This is a genomic window from Pseudomonas sp. FW305-20, from assembly GCF_058788075.1.
Genome location: NZ_JBYTAJ010000032.1, coordinates 39310 through 55483 on the forward strand (window position 1 = coordinate 39310; position 16174 = coordinate 55483).

The window sequence follows — 16174 nt, forward strand, 5'->3', positions numbered from 1 at the left end:
GGAATCAGAAGGAAGGTATTACAGAGACAAAAAGAGCGCTGAACATGATGTCCGCAGGAAAATCCCCCTATTCAGAAATTGTGGCCTTGTCACCGACAAGGCCACAACTCTACGGTTTCAAAGGTCTCAGAAAAGCTTCCGGCCTTTGTTCGCCGCAATACGCATGCGCAACGCGTTGAGCTTGATGAAGCCCGCCGCGTCGGCCTGGTTGTAGGCGCCGCCATCTTCTTCGAAGGTCGCAATATTGGCATCGAACAACGATTCGTCGGACTTGCGACCAGTGACGATCACGTTGCCCTTGTACAGCTTCAGGCGCACAACGCCGTTCACGTGAGCCTGGGACGCATCGATCATCTGTTGCAGCATTAGACGCTCAGGGCTCCACCAGTAACCGGTGTAGATCAGGCTGGCGTATTTAGGCATCAGCTCGTCTTTGAGGTGAGCCACTTCGCGGTCCAGGGTGATCGATTCGATCGCTCGGTGGGCGCGCAGCATAATGGTGCCGCCTGGGGTTTCGTAGCAGCCGCGGGACTTCATGCCCACGTAACGGTTCTCGACGATGTCGAGACGGCCGATACCGTGTTCGCCACCGATACGGTTCAGGGTCGCCAGCACGGTAGCCGGGGTCATTTCGACGCCGTCCAGTGCCACGATGTCGCCGTTGCGGTAGGTCAGTTCCAGGTATTGCGCTTTATCTGGAGCCTTCTCCGGGGAGACGGTCCATTTCCACATGTCTTCTTCGTGCTCGGTCCAGGTGTCTTCCAGCACGCCGCCTTCATAGGAGATGTGCAGCAGGTTGGCATCCATCGAGTACGGGGATTTTTTCTTGCCGTGACGCTCGATCGGGATGTTGTGCTTTTCAGCATAATCCATCAGCTTTTCACGGGAGAGCAGGTCCCATTCGCGCCACGGAGCAATCACTTTCACACCTGGTTTCAAGGCGTAGGCGCCCAGTTCGAAACGAACCTGGTCGTTGCCCTTGCCGGTGGCACCGTGGGAAATGGCATCCGCGCCGGTTTCGTTGGCGATTTCGATCAAGCGCTTGGCGATCAACGGACGAGCGATGGAAGTACCCAGCAGGTACTCGCCTTCGTAAACGGTGTTGGCGCGGAACATCGGGAAAACGAAATCGCGCACGAATTCTTCGCGCAAGTCGTCGATGTAGATCTCTTTCACGCCCATGGCCTGTGCCTTGGCGCGTGCAGGTTCGACTTCTTCGCCCTGACCCAGGTCAGCGGTGAAGGTCACGACTTCACAGTTATAAGTATCCTGCAGCCACTTGAGGATCACCGAAGTGTCCAGGCCGCCGGAATACGCCAGAACGACCTTGTTTACGTCCGCCATGCCATCACTCCACGGGGTTCTACGGAAAGCCGCCAAGTCTACCGCTCATGCAGGGCAATTTACAGAGGCGCGACAGCTTATGACGACGAAGCGACAGATTATGTCGAGTGAGCGACGATAACAGCAGGTTCAGGAGGTTGACGCGGCGCTCGCCGATGCCGTGGCCTGAGGGGCCGGTTTTTCGGTGGGCGCAACCCGCGCGAGGTGCACGTTGACCCGACGGTTCTTCGCCCTGTTAGCGGAGTTGGTATTGGGCGCCAATGGATAACGCTCACCATGAAAACGCACGGTGATCTGCGACTCCTGAATGCCGTTGGCCTTGAAGAATTCCATGACTGCCAGGGCCCGACGTCGCGACAAATCCCGATTGGTCAGGCGGTTGCCGCTGTTATCGGAGTGGCCATCGAGCTCGATGTGGTTGACCGTCGGATCAGCCTTCATGAACTCCAGCATCACTTGTAATTGCGCCTTGGCCTGCGCGTCCAGATCCATGCCTTCGCCGGGGAAGCCAATCTGCGACTGTTTAACCTGCTCGAAATTCTTCGGCAGCAGCTTCGCCACGCAGCCCTGATAATCATTAAATGCCTGGCTGAACTTGACGGGCAACAGACGCACTTCTGACACTCGACCATCGCCCGAGTGATGTCGAACGACCGGACTGCGACCATCCAACAGGCCACTGATCAAGCGGCCGGCCTGAACTTGCGAGCTGTTGAACAACACATTGCCGCTGCCAATTCGCACAGAACCGAGGTTGATGTCGCCGCGCCCCGGCTGCCAAGGGGCAGCCGCCGCCAGCAGGGTGGCCGAACCACCGCCGATCATCGCGTTATAGGCCTTCAGACGGAACGTCGCTTGCTCACCCGCACGGCGCACGAACTCACCCGAACCAAAATCAGTGATCGGCTGAGTCAGACGACATTCGAACTTGTCTCCTTCGACCGTCCACTCAATGCTCTCCAGACGGGTCTGGAAAGTGAGCGCCATCGCAGGAAGGCTGGCAAACACACTGAGCAAGGCTAAATAACGCTGGCGCACGGGAGGCTCCACTGGCTTCTACAACAAAAAGACCGACACACAGATGTTTACGGCATACCTGTTGGATATCGGAAGCTTCCTGCAAAACTTGATAGCGAGTGCCTGGAAGAGTCTTTTCCGGTAGCATTCCCCTCAGTTTGACCCGCCTGGAATCCCCTCATGTCCGACCGCCTGACCCTGCTGCGTCCCGACGACTGGCATATTCATCTTCGCGATGGTGCTGTGTTGCCCAATACAGTCGCGGATGTCGCGCGCACCTTTGGTCGCGCCATCATCATGCCCAACCTGGTACCTCCGGTGCGTAACACCGCTGAAGCCGACGGCTATCGCCAGCGGATTCTCGCTGCACGCCCGGCTGGCAGCCGCTTCGAACCATTGATGGTGCTGTACCTGACCGACCGCACCCAGCCCGAAGAAATTCGCGAGGCCAAGGCCAGCGGCTTCATTCACGCCGCCAAGCTGTACCCGGCCGGCGCGACCACCAACTCGGACTCTGGTGTCACCAGCATCGACAAGATTTTCCCTGCACTCGAGGCCATGGCCGAAGTCGGGATGCCCTTGCTGGTTCACGGTGAAGTCACCCGTGGCGATGTCGACGTGTTCGATCGCGAAAAAATCTTCATCGATGAGCACATGCGTCGTGTGGTCGAGCGCTTCCCTAGCCTCAAAGTGGTGTTCGAACACATCACCACCGCCGACGCCGTGCAGTTCGTCAACGAGGCTTCGGCCAATGTAGGCGCGACCATCACCGCGCATCACCTGCTGTACAACCGCAACCACATGCTGGTGGGCGGGATTCGGCCGCACTTCTATTGCCTGCCGATCCTCAAGCGCAACACCCATCAGGAAGCCCTGCTCGACGCCGCCACCAGCGGCAGCGACAAGTTCTTCCTCGGCACCGACTCGGCGCCCCATGCCCAGCACGCCAAAGAAGCCGCTTGCGGCTGCGCCGGTTGCTACACCGCTTATGCAGCGATCGAGATGTATGCCGAAGCCTTCGAACAGCGCAACGCGCTGGACAAGCTCGAAGCCTTCGCCAGCCTGAACGGCCCGCGTTTCTACGGCCTGCCGGTGAACACCGATCGCATCACCCTGGTCCGCGAAGAGTGGACCGCCCCAACCAGCCTGCCATTTGGCGAGCTGACCGTAATCCCGCTGCGCGCCGGTGAAAAACTGCGCTGGCGCCTGCTGGAGGAACACGCGTGAGTGAAGACCATTTCGACGACGAACAGGACGGTCAAGGCGGCGGAGGTGGTTCGCGCCACCCGATGGCTGAGCGCTTCCGTGGATACCTGCCCGTTGTTGTCGACGTTGAAACCGGTGGTTTCAACTCTGCCACTGACGCCTTGCTGGAAATTGCCGCAACCACTATCGCCATGGATGAAAAAGGGTTTGTGTATCCCGATCACACCTATTTCTTCCGCGTCGAGCCTTTTGAAGGCGCGAACATTGAAGCGGCCGCGCTGGAATTCACCGGGATCAAACTCGATCACCCGCTGCGTATGGCGGTGAGCGAAGAAACGGCCCTGACCGATATTTTCCGCGGCATCCGCAAGGCCCTGAAAGCCAACGGCTGCAAACGGGCGATTCTGGTCGGGCACAACAGCAGCTTCGACCTGGGTTTCCTCAACGCCGCTGTCGCGCGTCTGGACATGAAACGTAATCCGTTTCACCCGTTCTCAAGCTTCGATACCGCGACCCTGGCCGGTCTGGCTTATGGCCAAACCGTGCTGGCCAAGGCCTGTCAGGCCGCCGATATCGACTTCGACGGTCGTGAGGCCCACTCGGCTCGCTACGACACCGAGAAGACCGCCGAGCTGTTCTGCGGCATCGTCAATCGCTGGAAACAAATGGGCGGCTGGGAAGACTTCAACGACTGATCCCGGTCGCTGGATTTATCCCGCCCATAAAAAAACCGGCCTCTACGGCCGGTTTTTTTATGCCTCAAACGTACCTTACAGCGCAGCAGCGTGCTCGGTCAGGTAAGCCGCAACACCTTCGGTGGAAGCGGTCATGCCTTTGTCGCCTTTTTTCCAGTTGGCAGGGCAAACTTCACCGTGCTCTTCGTGGAATTGCAGTGCGTCGACCAGACGAACCAGCTCTTCGATGTTACGGCCCAGCGGCAGGTCGTTGATGATCTGCGAGCGGACAACGCCTTTGTCGTCGATCAGGAACGCACCACGGAAAGCTACGCCGTCAGCGGACTGAACGTCGTAAGCCTTCATGATTTCCTGCTTGATATCGGCAGCCATGGTGTAACGGACCTGGCCGATACCACCATTGTTGACCGGGGTGTTGCGCCAGGCGTTGTGGGTGAAGTGCGAGTCGATCGAAACGGCGATCACTTCAACGTTGCGTGCCTTGAAGTCAGACATGCGGTTGTCCAGAGCGATCAGCTCGGACGGGCAAACGAAGGTAAAGTCCAGTGGGTAGAAGAACACCAGGCCGTATTTGCCTTTGATGGCCGACGACAGGGTGAAGCTGTCTACGATTTCGCCATTGCCGAGTACAGCCGGTACGGTGAAGTCAGGGGCTTGTTTGCCTACGAGTACGCTCATTGGATATCTCCTGGTGTAAAAACGTGAAGTTCCGGGTTTGTGCCAGCCTGCCACCTTCGGGCGACAGCCCTGTGACACGAACCCGCTTCATAAGGACCGGCCATCATACACTGCGTTTTTGACCTGTCCTTAACGGTTTTTTTGTCAGGGGAAATGCAGCCGACGGGTTTTCCTGGTGATCGATGCTGAGAGGAAACCGTTCGTCAGGCTTGAACAAAGCTTTCAGAAACCACTTTGACAATCATTCTCGTTAACATTAAGATCCATCGCAATTGAGTCACAACCAGCGACGGTTTTCACTTATGTATGTTTGCCTCTGCACTGGCGTCACCGACGGTCAAATCCGCGAAGCGATCTATGAAGGTTGCTGCAGTTATAAGGAAGTCCGTCAGGCCACCGGCGTAGCCAGCCAATGCGGTAAATGTGCCTGCCTTGCCAAGGAAGTGGTCCGCGAAACCCTGACCAAATTGCAATCCGCCCAGGCCGCGATTCCCTACCCTGTAGAATTTACTGCCGCGTAATTAACGTATTTCAAAGAACCGGACTAGATGTCCGGTTTTTTTATGTCTGAAAATCAAACGCTTACGCTCTAGACGCGGAACACAAACATTCTTATTCCGATTAATTTTCATTTAAGTTTCAATAACTTAGGTTTGACACTCTTAATATCGCAGCTCAAACTCTGCCTCATAGACAGCTATTTAGGGCAGGACCCCATCATGAAAGGCGACATTACAGTCATCCAGCATCTCAACAAGATCCTTGCCAATGAGCTGGTCGCGATCAATCAATACTTCCTGCATGCACGTATGTATGAAGATTGGGGCCTGAACAAACTTGGCAAGCACGAATACCACGAATCCATCGACGAGATGAAGCACGCGGACAAGCTGATCAAGCGCATTCTGTTCCTTGAAGGCCTGCCGAACGTCCAGGACCTGGGCAAGCTGCAGATCGGCGAGCACACCCAGGAAATGCTTGAGTGCGACCTGCGTATCGAGCGCACAGGTCATGCGGATCTCAAAGCGGCTATCGCTCATTGCGAAACCGTTGGCGACTTTGGTAGCCGTGAACTGCTTGAAGATATTCTTGAATCCGAAGAAGAACATATCGATTGGCTGGAAACCCAACTGGGCCTGATCGATAAAGTCGGTCTTGAGAACTATCTGCAATCGCAGATGGGCGAAGAGTAAGTTAGCGCCCGCTAAACTCGGAACAATAAAAAGCCCCGCTCTCTTTTAGGAGGCGGGGCTTTTTTATGCCTGTTCTTGCAGGAGCATGGCTTGCCCGCGATGAACGATGACGCGGTGTTCTTGCTGAACCGCGGCGCCTGCATCGTGAGCAAGCTTTGCTCCTGCAAAGAGCTAATCAGGCTTCGGTCTTGCCAGCAGCAGCTTTTTCAACAGCAGCCTTGATGGTGGTTTGCAGCGAACCGTCTGCAGCCATCTCGGTCATGATGTCGCTACCGCCGACCAACTCACCGCCAACCCACAGTTGCGGGAAGGTTGGCCAGTTGGCGTATTTTGGCAGGTTGGCGCGGATTTCCGGGTTCTGCAGGATGTCCACGTAAGCAAATTTTTCACCACACGCCATCACGGCCTGCGCGGCTTTCGCGGAGAAGCCACACTGCGGGGCATTCGGCGAGCCTTTCATGTAAAGCAGAATGGTGTTGTTAGCAATCTGCTCTTTAATCGTTTCGATGATATCCATGGAGCACCTCGGCTGAACTTTCCGACTCAGGGGTCGGCACGGTGGCGCATTGTAACGGAAACCCGAGCACCCTGCTCGGTCTCCCCGACAGACTTGATCAAGCCGCCGCCACGGTCACTGGCACACCGTTCAACGCCGCATTGCCCGACAACTCATCGAGCAGGCATTCGTCGGTCAGGTCATTGGCGCTGGAGCCCGGCTGACCACTGGCAATGGTCATCTGCACGCCTGGCCGCGCATGGCCCCAACCGTGCGGAAGGCTGACCACGCCTTTCATCATATCCAGACTGCCAAGCACTTCAACTTCGATCTCACCGACCCGCGAACTGACCCGCACGCGCTGCCCGTCGCTCAGCCCACGGCTGGCCAGGTCATCCGGGTGCATCAGCAATTGATGGCGCGGCTTACCCTTCACCAGGCGGTGATAGTTATGCATCCACGAGTTGTTGCTGCGCACATGACGGCGGCCAATCATCAGCAACTCATCGGCCGCAGGCGCTTGCAAGGCCGCAAAGCGCGCCAGGTCGGCAAGGATCGCTGGCGGCGCAGCCTGGACGCGCTGGTTTTCGGTTTTCAGGCGAGGCGCCAGGTTGGGTTTCAGCGCACCGAGATCGACGCCATGCGGGTGATCGAACAAGGTCGCCAGCGACAATTTCTGCTGCGAAGCATCGCCATACAACCCCATCCGCAAGCCACGATCGATCATCTGCGCTGGCGGGATCGTCGGTTTCAGGTCCTTGCCGGTCTTTGCCGCAAAGGCCTTGGCCAGCCCAACGAAGATCTCCCAGTCATGCAACGCACCTTCAGGTTTGGGCAGGATCGCGCGATTGAACCGAGTGACGTTACGCACCGCAAACATATTGAATGTCGTGTCGTAATGATCGTTTTCCAGGGCCGATGTCGACGGCAGGATCAGGTCGGCATAACGCGTGGTTTCATTGATGTACAGGTCGACGCTGACCATGAACTCCAAACCGTCCAGCGCCTGTTCCAGTTGTCGGCCATTGGGCGTCGACAGCACCGGATTACCCGCCACGGTAATCAGCGCGCGGACCTGCCCTTCCCCTTCGGTAAGCATCTCTTCGGCCAGCGCCGACACCGGCAGTTCTCCCCCATACTCAGGACGCCCGGAGACCCGGCTCTGCCACAGATTGAAATGCCCACCGGAAGTGGACGCCACCAGATCCACCGCAGGTTCGGTGCACAACGCCCCTCCTACACGATCGAGATTACCGGTGACCAGGTTGATCAGTTGCACAACCCAATGACACAAGGTCCCGAACGCCTGGGTCGAGACACCCATGCGGCCGTAACAGACCGCTGTCGGCGCCGCCGCAAAGTCCCGCGCCAGTTGGCGGATCTGTTCGGCGGGTACCGCGCACAGCGGGCTCATGGCCTCAGCGGTGAAATTCGCGACCGCCTCCCGCACCTCGTCCAGACCGTCCACCGGCAAATGACTGTCGCGGGTCAGACCTTCAGCGAACAAGGTATTGAGCAGTCCGAACAACAATGCCGCATCGCCACCGGGGCGCACGAACAGATGCTGGTCGGCAATCGCCGCGGTTTCGCTGCGGCGCGGATCGACCACCACCACTTTGCCCCCGCGGGCCTGAATCGCCTTCAAGCGCTTCTCGACATCCGGCACAGTCATGATGCTGCCGTTGGAGGCCAGCGGATTGCCGCCGAGGATCAGCATGAAATCGGTGTGATCGATGTCCGGAATCGGCAACAGCAAACCGTGGCCGTACATCAAATGGCTGGTCAGGTGATGGGGCAATTGGTCGACCGAGGTCGCGGAAAACCGGTTGCGGGTTTTCAACAGGCCGAGAAAGTAATTGCTGTGGGTCATCAGCCCATAGTTGTGCACGCTGGGGTTGCCTTGATAGACCGCCACGGAATTCTGTCCGTGACGCTCCTGAATCGCCGCCAGACGTTCGGCTACAAGGTTGAAGGCGTCTTCCCACTCGATGGGTTGCCATTCACTGCCGACCCGCAGCATCGGCTGACGCAGACGATCCGGATCGTTCTGGATATCTTGCAAGGCGACAGCCTTGGGGCAGATATGCCCGCGGCTGAAGGTATCCTGAGCGTCACCCTTGATCGACGTGATCTGTACCGCGCCTTCAACCTCGGTGGTTTCGATGGTCAAGCCGCAGATGGCTTCGCACAAGTGGCACGCACGGTGATGGAGAGTCTTGGTCATGGCCAGTCTCTGTCTTGTTCTGGGCGGGCAATATCGGCCGCGGGAACAAAACTATGGCGCCTGATCCACTGCTGCGCCAGCGACGTTCGTCTTGTGAATCGGCGGCCATCAGGCCAGCCGATGACCGTTGAGGATCAGTTCGGCGGCAGCCTCGGCGGCGCCTGCAACTGGATCTCCTGGATGGTTTCGATCTGCTCTTGAGCGAGATGAACACCGGTGAGTTCGCCGATCAGCCGCCAGTGCTCGTCGAGCCCGGTGCTGATGGTTGCCATGCGGTCGATCATCCGCCGGCCGGCGGCCTTGGTGACTTCGTCTTCACTGCGCATCAACTCGAAGGACATCGAGGTCATGGAAGCGGTGAGGTGGGTTAGTGAGCGAGCCGTGAGGCCGAGTAATTCCATTAACTGTCGTTCTTTCGAATCCATTCCGAAGGCTCCCTGCGTCATTCGTGCGTTAGTTATAACCCGCCACTTTGCTTTAGCAAATGTTTCAGACCAGACACATCCCTCAATCCTGAGTGCAAATGTCTCGAATGACAGGTCAGAAACCGACCGTTGCTATGCCGTCCCCGCCCCGTTTGATTGCAAAGCCCCGTGACCCCAGTGTACAAATGACGGGCTGCTGTCAGGAAACAGGCTTCAAAAGCGCTACTGCGGTCATCCCGTAGCCCCTCTGAAATCCCCTAAAAACCGTAGCCCTATTGGTAAGACGCGACATTTAATTATAAGATCGCGCCTTCCCCTATTTCGTCGCCCCGTGCGGCTTACGCCGCAGGTCTCGCCCGTTTTTCAGTTAAACAAGGCTTTGAGTATCTGCGGTCTGTTGCAAAAAGGTAGTCAATGATGAGCGCAAGGCACTTTCTCTCCCTGATGGATTGCACGCCCGAAGAGCTGGTCAGCGTGATCCGTCGAGGCGTTGAGCTCAAAGACCTGCGTAACCGCGGCGTACTGTTCGAGCCTCTGAAAAACCGCGTGCTCGGGATGATTTTCGAGAAGTCCTCGACCCGCACCCGTATTTCGTTCGAAGCCGGCATGATCCAGCTCGGTGGCCAGGCGATCTTCCTGTCGCCGCGCGACACCCAACTGGGCCGTGGCGAGCCGATCGGCGACTGCGCGATCGTCATGTCGAGCATGCTCGACGCCGTGATGATCCGTACCTTTGCCCACAGCACCCTGACCGAATTCGCCGCCAACTCCCGCGTGCCCGTGATCAACGGCCTGTCCGATGATCTGCACCCGTGCCAGTTGCTCGCCGACATGCAGACGTTCCTCGAACACCGCGGTTCGATCCAGGGCAAAACCGTGGCCTGGATCGGCGACGGCAACAACATGTGCAACAGCTATATAGAAGCGGCGATCCAGTTCGACTTCCAGTTGCGCATCGCTTGCCCGGAAGGCTTTGAACCCAACCCAGAGTTCGTGGCCAAAGCCGGCGATCGTGTCACCATCGTCCGCGATCCGAAGGATGCCGTACGTGGCGCCCACCTGGTCAGCACCGACGTCTGGACCTCCATGGGCCAGGAAGAGGAAACCGCCAAGCGCCTGAAGCTGTTCGCGCCGTTCCAGGTCAACCGCGCCCTGCTCGACCTGGCCGCACCGGACGTGCTGTTCATGCACTGCCTGCCGGCCCACCGTGGCGAAGAGATCAGCGTCGACCTGCTCGATGACCCGCGCTCCGTCGCATGGGATCAAGCCGAAAACCGTCTTCACGCACAAAAGGCCTTGCTCGAGTTTCTCGTCGAACCGGCGTATCACCACGCATGAGCCATCCATTACTGCTGAACCTGCGTAACCTCGCCTGCGGTTATCAAGACCAGCGCGTCGTACAAAACCTCAACCTGCATTTGAATGCCGGCGACATCGGTTGCCTGCTGGGCTCTTCGGGTTGCGGCAAAACCACCACGCTGCGGGCGATTGCCGGTTTCGAACCGGTGCACGAAGGTGAAATCCAGCTGGCGGGCGAGACAATCTCCCGCGCCGGTTTCACCCTCGCCCCGGAGAAGCGCCGGATCGGCATGGTGTTCCAGGATTACGCACTGTTTCCGCATTTAAGCGTCGCCGAGAACATTGCCTTCGGGATCCGCAAGCACCCGCAAAAGGATCGCGTCACCGAAGAGTTGCTGGAACTGGTCAACCTGAAAAACCTCGGCAAGCGCTTCCCGCATGAGTTGTCCGGTGGTCAACAACAGCGCGTCGCACTGGCCCGCGCCCTGGCACCGGAACCACAATTGCTGCTGCTCGACGAACCCTTTTCCAACCTTGATGGCGAGCTGCGACGCAAGCTCAGCCATGAGGTGCGCGATATTCTCAAGGCCCGTGGCACCAGCGCAATTCTGGTAACGCATGACCAGGAAGAAGCCTTCGCGGTGAGTGATCATGTGGGGGTTTTCAAGGAAGGTCGCCTGGAGCAGTGGGATACGCCCTACAACCTGTATCACGAACCGCTGACGCCGTTTGTCGCCAGCTTCATCGGTCAGGGCTATTTCATTCGCGGTCAGTTGAGCAGCCCCGAGTCGGTGCAGACCGAACTGGGTGAGTTACGCGGTAATCGTGCCTACACCTGGCCGGTGGGCGGTGCGGTGGATGTCTTGCTGCGTCCGGACGACATCGTTTATGCACCGGACAGCACGCTGAAGGCGCTGATTGTCGGCAAGTCTTTCCAGGGTGCGTCCACTTTGTATCGCTTGCAATTGCCGACCGGCGCGCAACTGGAATCGATTTTCCCGAGCCATGCCGATCATCAGGTGGGTTCAGAGGTTGGCATTCGTGTCGCAGCTGAACATCTGGTGCTGTTCCAGGCCACCGGCAGCATCGCGGCGCAGATTCCGGTCGTCGAATCCGGCGTTCGGCGCTACAGCGGCGCCCACTGACACCCCCGCCTCTGTAGGAGCATCAACCCAGGATCAGCGTTCCGCTCGCAACGAGCGTCGCATTCCCGCCGATTTTCACCCGATCCCCTTCCAGTCGGCAGAACAACTCCCCGCCTTGAGCCGAGCACTGACAAGCCGTCAGGCTCGACTTGCCTAAACGTTTCGACCAGCACGGGATCAGGCTGCAATGGGTTGAACCGGTCACCCATTCCACACCTGGCGCGCGTTCGACATCCCGCCCACTTGCGACGAAGCTCGCGTCAGGCGCGACCGATATCAGCGAACTTTGCCTGGGTATGTTCGGCCAGCACCGCGGGCGCCAATTCGACTTCCAGGCCACGTCGCCCCGCGCTGACAAAAATGCTGGCGAAGGGCTGCGCCGAATTATCGATAAAGGTGCGCAAGCGCTTTTTCTGTCCCAACGGACTGATGCCGCCCAACAGGTAACCGGTGGATCGTTGCGCAGCTGCGGGATCGGCCATTTCGACTTTTTTCACCCCGGCCGCATGCGCAAGGCCCTTTAAGTCCAGACTTCCGACGACCGGCACCACAGCCACCAACAATTCACCTTTCTCGCTGGCCGCCAGCAAGGTCTTGAACACCTGCGCCGGATCCAGCCCTAGCTTCTCCGCGGCCTCCAGGCCGTAGGACGCGGCCTTCGGATCATGTTCGTAACTGTGCACGCGATGTTCGGCACGAACTTTTTTCAACAAATCCAATGCGGGGGTCATGACAGCTCCAGACTGGGCGGCAGTAGAAAAATACTGCGCTGGATTCTAGGCCATTGATCGACAAAACGCTCTATTGCGGCGCTATTTCAAAGGCTCGGCCGTGTCGCATGCCGTTCGTCCACCTTCGGCCAGCCGCGTGAACGATGCGGTCATTCATGTGACTAATAGTTCGATTGTGACTGATGGTTCACTTTCGACCTTTGACAGCAGCGTTTCTTGTCTATATTTTTTCGAATCTGAATACTGTACGAATGTTCCTATCGCAGCACCCAGCAGTAGGCCGAGAACAGGATGGGGATCCTGCCTCGGTGAAAATCGCGCTTTGACCATGATGCAAAAGCGCCAGACAACAACAAAAATGAGGTTTTCAATGACAACTGCTTTACAACAACCGTCGCTCTCAAGCCAATGCATGGCCGAGTTCCTGGGCACTGCGCTGCTGATATTTTTTGGTACAGGTTGTGTTGCCGCGCTCAAGGTCGCGGGTGCCAGCTTTGGCCTTTGGGAAATCAGCATCATCTGGGGGGTCGGCGTGAGTATGGCGATCTACCTGACCGCCGGCGTTTCCGGGGCTCATCTCAATCCTGCCGTCAGCATTGCCCTGAGCATTTTCGCTGACTTCGAAAAGCGCAAACTGCCTTTTTATATCCTCGCCCAGATCGCAGGCGCCTTCTGTGGAGCGTTGTTGGTTTACACGCTGTACAGCAATTTATTCTTCGATTACGAACAAACACACCATATGGTTCGTGGTACTCAGGCCAGCCTCGAATTGGCGTCGGTGTTTTCCACCTTCCCCAACCCGGTCTTGTCCACGGCTCAAGCCTTCCTCGTCGAAGTGATCATCACTGCCATCCTGATGGGCGTGATCATGTCCCTGACCGACGACAACAATGGCTTGCCAAAGGGTCCGCTCGCTCCGCTGCTGATCGGCCTGCTGATTGCCGTAATTGGCAGTTCGATGGGGCCGCTGACCGGTTTTGCGATGAACCCGGCGCGCGACTTCGGTCCTAAACTGATGACTTTCTTCGCTGGCTGGGGTGAAATTTCCTTCACCGGCGGGCGCGATATCCCGTATTTCCTGATTCCGATTTTTGCACCGATTGTCGGTGCCTGCCTCGGTGCTGCAGCATATCGCGGGTTGATTGCCCGCCATCTGCCCAGCGCCCTGCCTGCTACAAAGGACGCAGCACCGGCCATTGACGGCAAACCAAGAACTTCTTGATACCGTTGGCGTGTGATCCTGCCCATCAGATCACGCGCCGGACCTCACTCCCTTTTTTCGTCCAAGGCAATCGACATGACCGACATTCAGAATAAGAACTACATCATTGCCCTCGATCAGGGTACGACCAGCTCCCGCGCGATCATTTTCGACCGCGACGCGAATGTGGTCTGCACCGCCCAGCGCGAATTCGCACAGCATTACCCGCAAGCCGGCTGGGTTGAACACGACCCGATGGAAATCTTCGCCACCCAAAGCGCGGTGATGGTCGAGGCCCTGGCACAAGCCGGTCTGCATCACGACCAGGTTGCCGCCATCGGCATCACCAACCAGCGCGAAACCACCGTGGTCTGGGACAAGACCACCGGGCGGCCGATCTACAACGCGATCGTCTGGCAGTGCCGCCGCAGCACCGAGATCTGCCAGCAGCTCAAGCGCGACGGTCACGAGCAATACATCAGCGAAACCACCGGCCTGGTCACCGACCCGTACTTCTCCGGTACCAAGCTCAAGTGGATCCTCGACAACGTCGAAGGCAGCCGCGAACGCGCGCGCAAAGGCGAACTGTTGTTCGGCACCATCGACAGCTGGCTGATCTGGAAATTTACCGGCGGCAAGGTGCACGTCACCGACTACACCAACGCCTCGCGCACCATGCTCTTCAACATCCACACGCTTGAGTGGGACGCGAAGATGCTGGAAGTGCTGGATATTCCGCGCGAGATGCTGCCGGAAGTTAAATCCTCGTCCGAAATCTATGGCCATACCAAAAGCGGCATCGCCATCGGTGGCATCGCGGGTGACCAGCAAGCAGCCCTGTTCGGTCAGATGTGCGTCGAGCCAGGCCAGGCGAAAAACACCTACGGCACCGGCTGCTTCCTGCTGATGAACACCGGCGAAAAAGCAGTGAAATCCAAGCACGGCATGTTGACCACCATCGCTTGCGGCCCGCGCGGCGAAGTGGCTTACGCGCTGGAAGGTGCCGTGTTCAACGGTGGTTCCACTGTTCAATGGCTGCGTGATGAACTGAAAATCATCAACGACGCCCACGACACCGAATACTTCGCCAACAAGGTCAAGGACAGCAACGGCGTGTACCTGGTGCCCGCCTTCACCGGTCTGGGCGCTCCGTACTGGGATCCGTATGCCCGCGGCGCATTGTTCGGCCTGACTCGCGGCGTACGCGTGGATCACATCATTCGGGCAGCCTTGGAGTCGATTGCCTACCAGACCCGCGACGTTCTCGACGCCATGCAACAGGACTCCGGCGAACGCTTGAAATCCCTGCGCGTCGACGGCGGCGCTGTCGCGAACAACTTCCTGATGCAGTTCCAGGCCGACATCCTCGGTACTCAGGTCGAGCGTCCGCAAATGCGCGAAACCACCGCACTCGGTGCAGCTTACCTGGCCGGTCTGGCGTGTGGCTTCTGGGGCAGCCTGGACGAGTTGCGCGGCAAGGCGGTGATCGAGCGCGAATTCGAACCGACCCTGGAGGAAACCGCGAAGGAAAAACTCTACGCCGGCTGGAAAAAAGCCGTCAGCCGCACCCGCGACTGGGAACCGCATGAAGGCGCTGAATAAGCCGAGGTGAGTACTCGTATCTGTATGTAACTGGCAGGGAGCAGATTCCTGCGGCATCATGGGCAAATTTTTGCACGGCAGCCCAAAGGAAGCCCCATGAATCTGCCTCCCCGTCAGCAGCAAATCCTCGAACTGGTCCGCGAACGCGGGTACGTCAGCATCGAGGAAATGGCTACGCTGTTCGTCGTTACACCGCAAACCATCCGCCGTGATATCAATCAGCTCGCGGAAGCTAATTTATTGCGTCGCTACCACGGCGGCGCAGCCTACGATTCCAGCGTCGAAAACACCGCCTACGCCATGCGTGCCGATCAGATGCGCGATGAAAAGCAGCGTATCGGCGAAGCCATTGCGGCTCAAATCCCGGATCACGCCTCGCTGTTCATCAACATCGGCACCACCACCGAATCCATCGCCCGGGCGTTGCTCAATCACAATCACCTGAAAATCATCACCAACAACCTGCATGTGGCATCAATGCTCAGCGCCAAGGACGACTTCGATATCCTGCTGACCGGAGGCAACGTGCGGCGCGACGGTGGCGTGGTCGGTCAGGCCAGTGTCGACTTCATTAACCAGTTCAAGGTTGATTTCGCCCTGGTCGGCATCAGCGGTATCGATGAAGACGGCAGCCTGCTGGACTTCGACTATCAGGAAGTTCGGGTGTCCCAGGCGATCATCGCCAATGCCCGGAAGGTGATACTGGCGGCTGACTCCAGCAAATTCGGGCGCAACGCCATGATTCGCCTGGGGCCGATCAGCTTGATCGATTGCCTGGTGACCGATCAGCAACCTGTGCCGGCGTTGGCGCAGTTGTTGAGTCAGCACAAGATTCGGCTAGAAGTCGTGTAAGCACATCGGTCCCTTGTGGCGAGGGGGCTTGCCCCCGTTGGGCCGCGAAGCGGCCCCAAAACCATT

16 protein-coding genes and 1 pseudogene are annotated in these 16174 nt (G+C 58.0%); 9 read left to right on the forward strand and 8 right to left on the reverse strand.

The window, feature by feature from the left end; genetic code table 11:
- Positions 1-126: 126 nt before the first annotated feature.
- Both AC3WP4_RS22905 and AC3WP4_RS22910 read right to left on the reverse strand, forming a co-directional pair.
- The gene (locus AC3WP4_RS22905) at positions 127-1344 is read right to left on the reverse strand and encodes an argininosuccinate synthase (protein ID WP_007898502.1); all 1218 of its coding nucleotides are present in this window, start codon (positions 1342-1344) and stop codon (positions 127-129) included.
- Between the two features lie 129 nt (positions 1345-1473).
- Positions 1474-2382 (reverse strand): flagellar protein MotY, encoded by a 909-nt coding sequence (locus tag AC3WP4_RS22910; protein WP_074874035.1) that lies wholly within the window; start codon positions 2380-2382, stop codon positions 1474-1476.
- Between the two features lie 159 nt (positions 2383-2541).
- Here AC3WP4_RS22910 and pyrC point away from each other — a divergent pair, with 159 nt between their 5' ends.
- Together pyrC and rnt are read left to right on the forward strand one after the other, a co-directional pair.
- The gene (gene pyrC / locus AC3WP4_RS22915) at positions 2542-3588 is read left to right on the forward strand and encodes a dihydroorotase (protein ID WP_008155578.1); all 1047 of its coding nucleotides are present in this window, start codon (positions 2542-2544) and stop codon (positions 3586-3588) included.
- Positions 3585-4262, forward strand: a complete 678-nt coding sequence (gene rnt, locus AC3WP4_RS22920) for a ribonuclease T (RefSeq protein ID WP_008155580.1) — start codon at positions 3585-3587, stop codon at positions 4260-4262. The genes pyrC and rnt overlap by 4 nt, the downstream gene beginning before the upstream one ends.
- Before the next feature lie 75 nt (positions 4263-4337).
- Here the strand turns inward: rnt and AC3WP4_RS22925 are convergent, their stop codons facing one another.
- The gene (locus AC3WP4_RS22925) at positions 4338-4940 is read right to left on the reverse strand and encodes a peroxiredoxin (RefSeq protein WP_008155583.1); all 603 of its coding nucleotides are present in this window, start codon (positions 4938-4940) and stop codon (positions 4338-4340) included.
- 302 nt (positions 4941-5242) lie between these two features.
- Here AC3WP4_RS22925 and AC3WP4_RS22930 point away from each other — a divergent pair, with 302 nt between their 5' ends.
- Both AC3WP4_RS22930 and bfr read left to right on the forward strand, forming a co-directional pair.
- Positions 5243-5461, forward strand: a complete 219-nt coding sequence (locus tag AC3WP4_RS22930) for a bacterioferritin-associated ferredoxin (RefSeq protein ID WP_008155585.1) — start codon at positions 5243-5245, stop codon at positions 5459-5461.
- A gap of 198 nt (positions 5462-5659) precedes the next feature.
- The gene (bfr, locus tag AC3WP4_RS22935; protein WP_074874034.1) at positions 5660-6133 is read left to right on the forward strand and encodes a bacterioferritin; all 474 of its coding nucleotides are present in this window, start codon (positions 5660-5662) and stop codon (positions 6131-6133) included.
- Positions 6134-6308: 175 nt separating this feature from the next.
- On the opposite strand, the gene grxD is transcribed toward bfr, so the two are convergent.
- The 3 genes from grxD to plzR form a co-directional block, all read right to left on the reverse strand.
- On the reverse strand, positions 6309-6650 hold the full coding sequence (gene grxD, locus AC3WP4_RS22940) for a Grx4 family monothiol glutaredoxin (RefSeq protein WP_074874033.1): 342 nt from the start codon (positions 6648-6650) through the stop codon (positions 6309-6311).
- A gap of 97 nt (positions 6651-6747) precedes the next feature.
- Positions 6748-8853, reverse strand: coding sequence for a molybdopterin oxidoreductase family protein (locus AC3WP4_RS22945; RefSeq protein WP_102615646.1), 2106 nt, complete (start codon positions 8851-8853; stop codon positions 6748-6750).
- Between the two features lie 134 nt (positions 8854-8987).
- Positions 8988-9278, reverse strand: a complete 291-nt coding sequence (plzR, locus tag AC3WP4_RS22950; RefSeq protein WP_074874031.1) for a PlzR type 4 pili assembly inhibitor — start codon at positions 9276-9278, stop codon at positions 8988-8990.
- Positions 9279-9695: 417 nt separating this feature from the next.
- On the opposite strand from plzR, the gene argF reads away from it, so the two are divergent.
- Together argF and AC3WP4_RS22960 are read left to right on the forward strand one after the other, a co-directional pair.
- Positions 9696-10616 (forward strand): ornithine carbamoyltransferase, encoded by a 921-nt coding sequence (gene argF / locus AC3WP4_RS22955; RefSeq protein ID WP_074874030.1) that lies wholly within the window; start codon positions 9696-9698, stop codon positions 10614-10616.
- On the forward strand, positions 10613-11722 hold the full coding sequence (locus tag AC3WP4_RS22960) for an ABC transporter ATP-binding protein (protein WP_102615647.1): 1110 nt from the start codon (positions 10613-10615) through the stop codon (positions 11720-11722). Before argF ends, AC3WP4_RS22960 begins: the two co-directional genes overlap by 4 nt.
- A gap of 22 nt (positions 11723-11744) precedes the next feature.
- Here AC3WP4_RS22960 and AC3WP4_RS22965 read toward each other — a convergent pair.
- A pseudogene (locus tag AC3WP4_RS22965) lies at positions 11745-11927 on the reverse strand (isomerase); the annotation flags it as partial.
- A 55-nt stretch (positions 11928-11982) separates the two neighbouring features.
- Positions 11983-12453 (reverse strand): Cys-tRNA(Pro) deacylase, encoded by a 471-nt coding sequence (ybaK, locus tag AC3WP4_RS22970; protein ID WP_007971306.1) that lies wholly within the window; start codon positions 12451-12453, stop codon positions 11983-11985.
- Positions 12454-12823: 370 nt separating this feature from the next.
- Between ybaK and AC3WP4_RS22975 the strand changes: the two genes are divergently transcribed.
- The 3 genes from AC3WP4_RS22975 (at position 12824) to AC3WP4_RS22985 (ending at position 16108) form a co-directional block, all read left to right on the forward strand.
- Positions 12824-13675 (forward strand): MIP/aquaporin family protein, encoded by an 852-nt coding sequence (locus AC3WP4_RS22975; protein ID WP_074874028.1) that lies wholly within the window; start codon positions 12824-12826, stop codon positions 13673-13675.
- Between the two features lie 75 nt (positions 13676-13750).
- Entirely contained in the window at positions 13751-15256 is a 1506-nt protein-coding gene (glpK, locus tag AC3WP4_RS22980; protein ID WP_074874027.1) for a glycerol kinase GlpK, read from the forward strand.
- A gap of 96 nt (positions 15257-15352) precedes the next feature.
- Positions 15353-16108 (forward strand): DeoR/GlpR family transcriptional regulator, encoded by a 756-nt coding sequence (locus AC3WP4_RS22985; RefSeq protein WP_102615648.1) that lies wholly within the window; start codon positions 15353-15355, stop codon positions 16106-16108.
- Positions 16109-16174 lie beyond the last annotated feature (66 nt).

Excerpts from the sequence above, each read along its gene's own strand:
- AC3WP4_RS22905 (WP_007898502.1), bottom strand. The coding sequence starts at position 1,344 with ATGGCGGACGTAAACAAGGTCGTTCTGGCGTATTCCGGCGGCCTGGAC.
- pyrC (WP_008155578.1), top strand. The coding sequence starts at position 2,542 with ATGTCCGACCGCCTGACCCTGCTGCGTCCCGACGACTGGCATATTCAT.
- AC3WP4_RS22925 (WP_008155583.1), bottom strand. The coding sequence starts at position 4,940 with ATGAGCGTACTCGTAGGCAAACAAGCCCCTGACTTCACCGTACCGGCT.
- AC3WP4_RS22930 (WP_008155585.1), top strand. The coding sequence starts at position 5,243 with ATGTATGTTTGCCTCTGCACTGGCGTCACCGACGGTCAAATCCGCGAA.
- bfr (WP_074874034.1), top strand. The coding sequence starts at position 5,660 with ATGAAAGGCGACATTACAGTCATCCAGCATCTCAACAAGATCCTTGCC.
- grxD (WP_074874033.1), bottom strand. The coding sequence starts at position 6,650 with ATGGATATCATCGAAACGATTAAAGAGCAGATTGCTAACAACACCATT.
- AC3WP4_RS22945 (WP_102615646.1), bottom strand. The coding sequence starts at position 8,853 with ATGACCAAGACTCTCCATCACCGTGCGTGCCACTTGTGCGAAGCCATC.
- plzR (WP_074874031.1), bottom strand. The coding sequence starts at position 9,278 with ATGGATTCGAAAGAACGACAGTTAATGGAATTACTCGGCCTCACGGCT.
- argF (WP_074874030.1), top strand. The coding sequence starts at position 9,696 with ATGAGCGCAAGGCACTTTCTCTCCCTGATGGATTGCACGCCCGAAGAG.
- AC3WP4_RS22960 (WP_102615647.1), top strand. The coding sequence starts at position 10,613 with ATGAGCCATCCATTACTGCTGAACCTGCGTAACCTCGCCTGCGGTTAT.
- ybaK (WP_007971306.1), bottom strand. The coding sequence starts at position 12,453 with ATGACCCCCGCATTGGATTTGTTGAAAAAAGTTCGTGCCGAACATCGC.
- AC3WP4_RS22975 (WP_074874028.1), top strand. The coding sequence starts at position 12,824 with ATGACAACTGCTTTACAACAACCGTCGCTCTCAAGCCAATGCATGGCC.
- glpK (WP_074874027.1), top strand. The coding sequence starts at position 13,751 with ATGACCGACATTCAGAATAAGAACTACATCATTGCCCTCGATCAGGGT.
- AC3WP4_RS22985 (WP_102615648.1), top strand. The coding sequence starts at position 15,353 with ATGAATCTGCCTCCCCGTCAGCAGCAAATCCTCGAACTGGTCCGCGAA.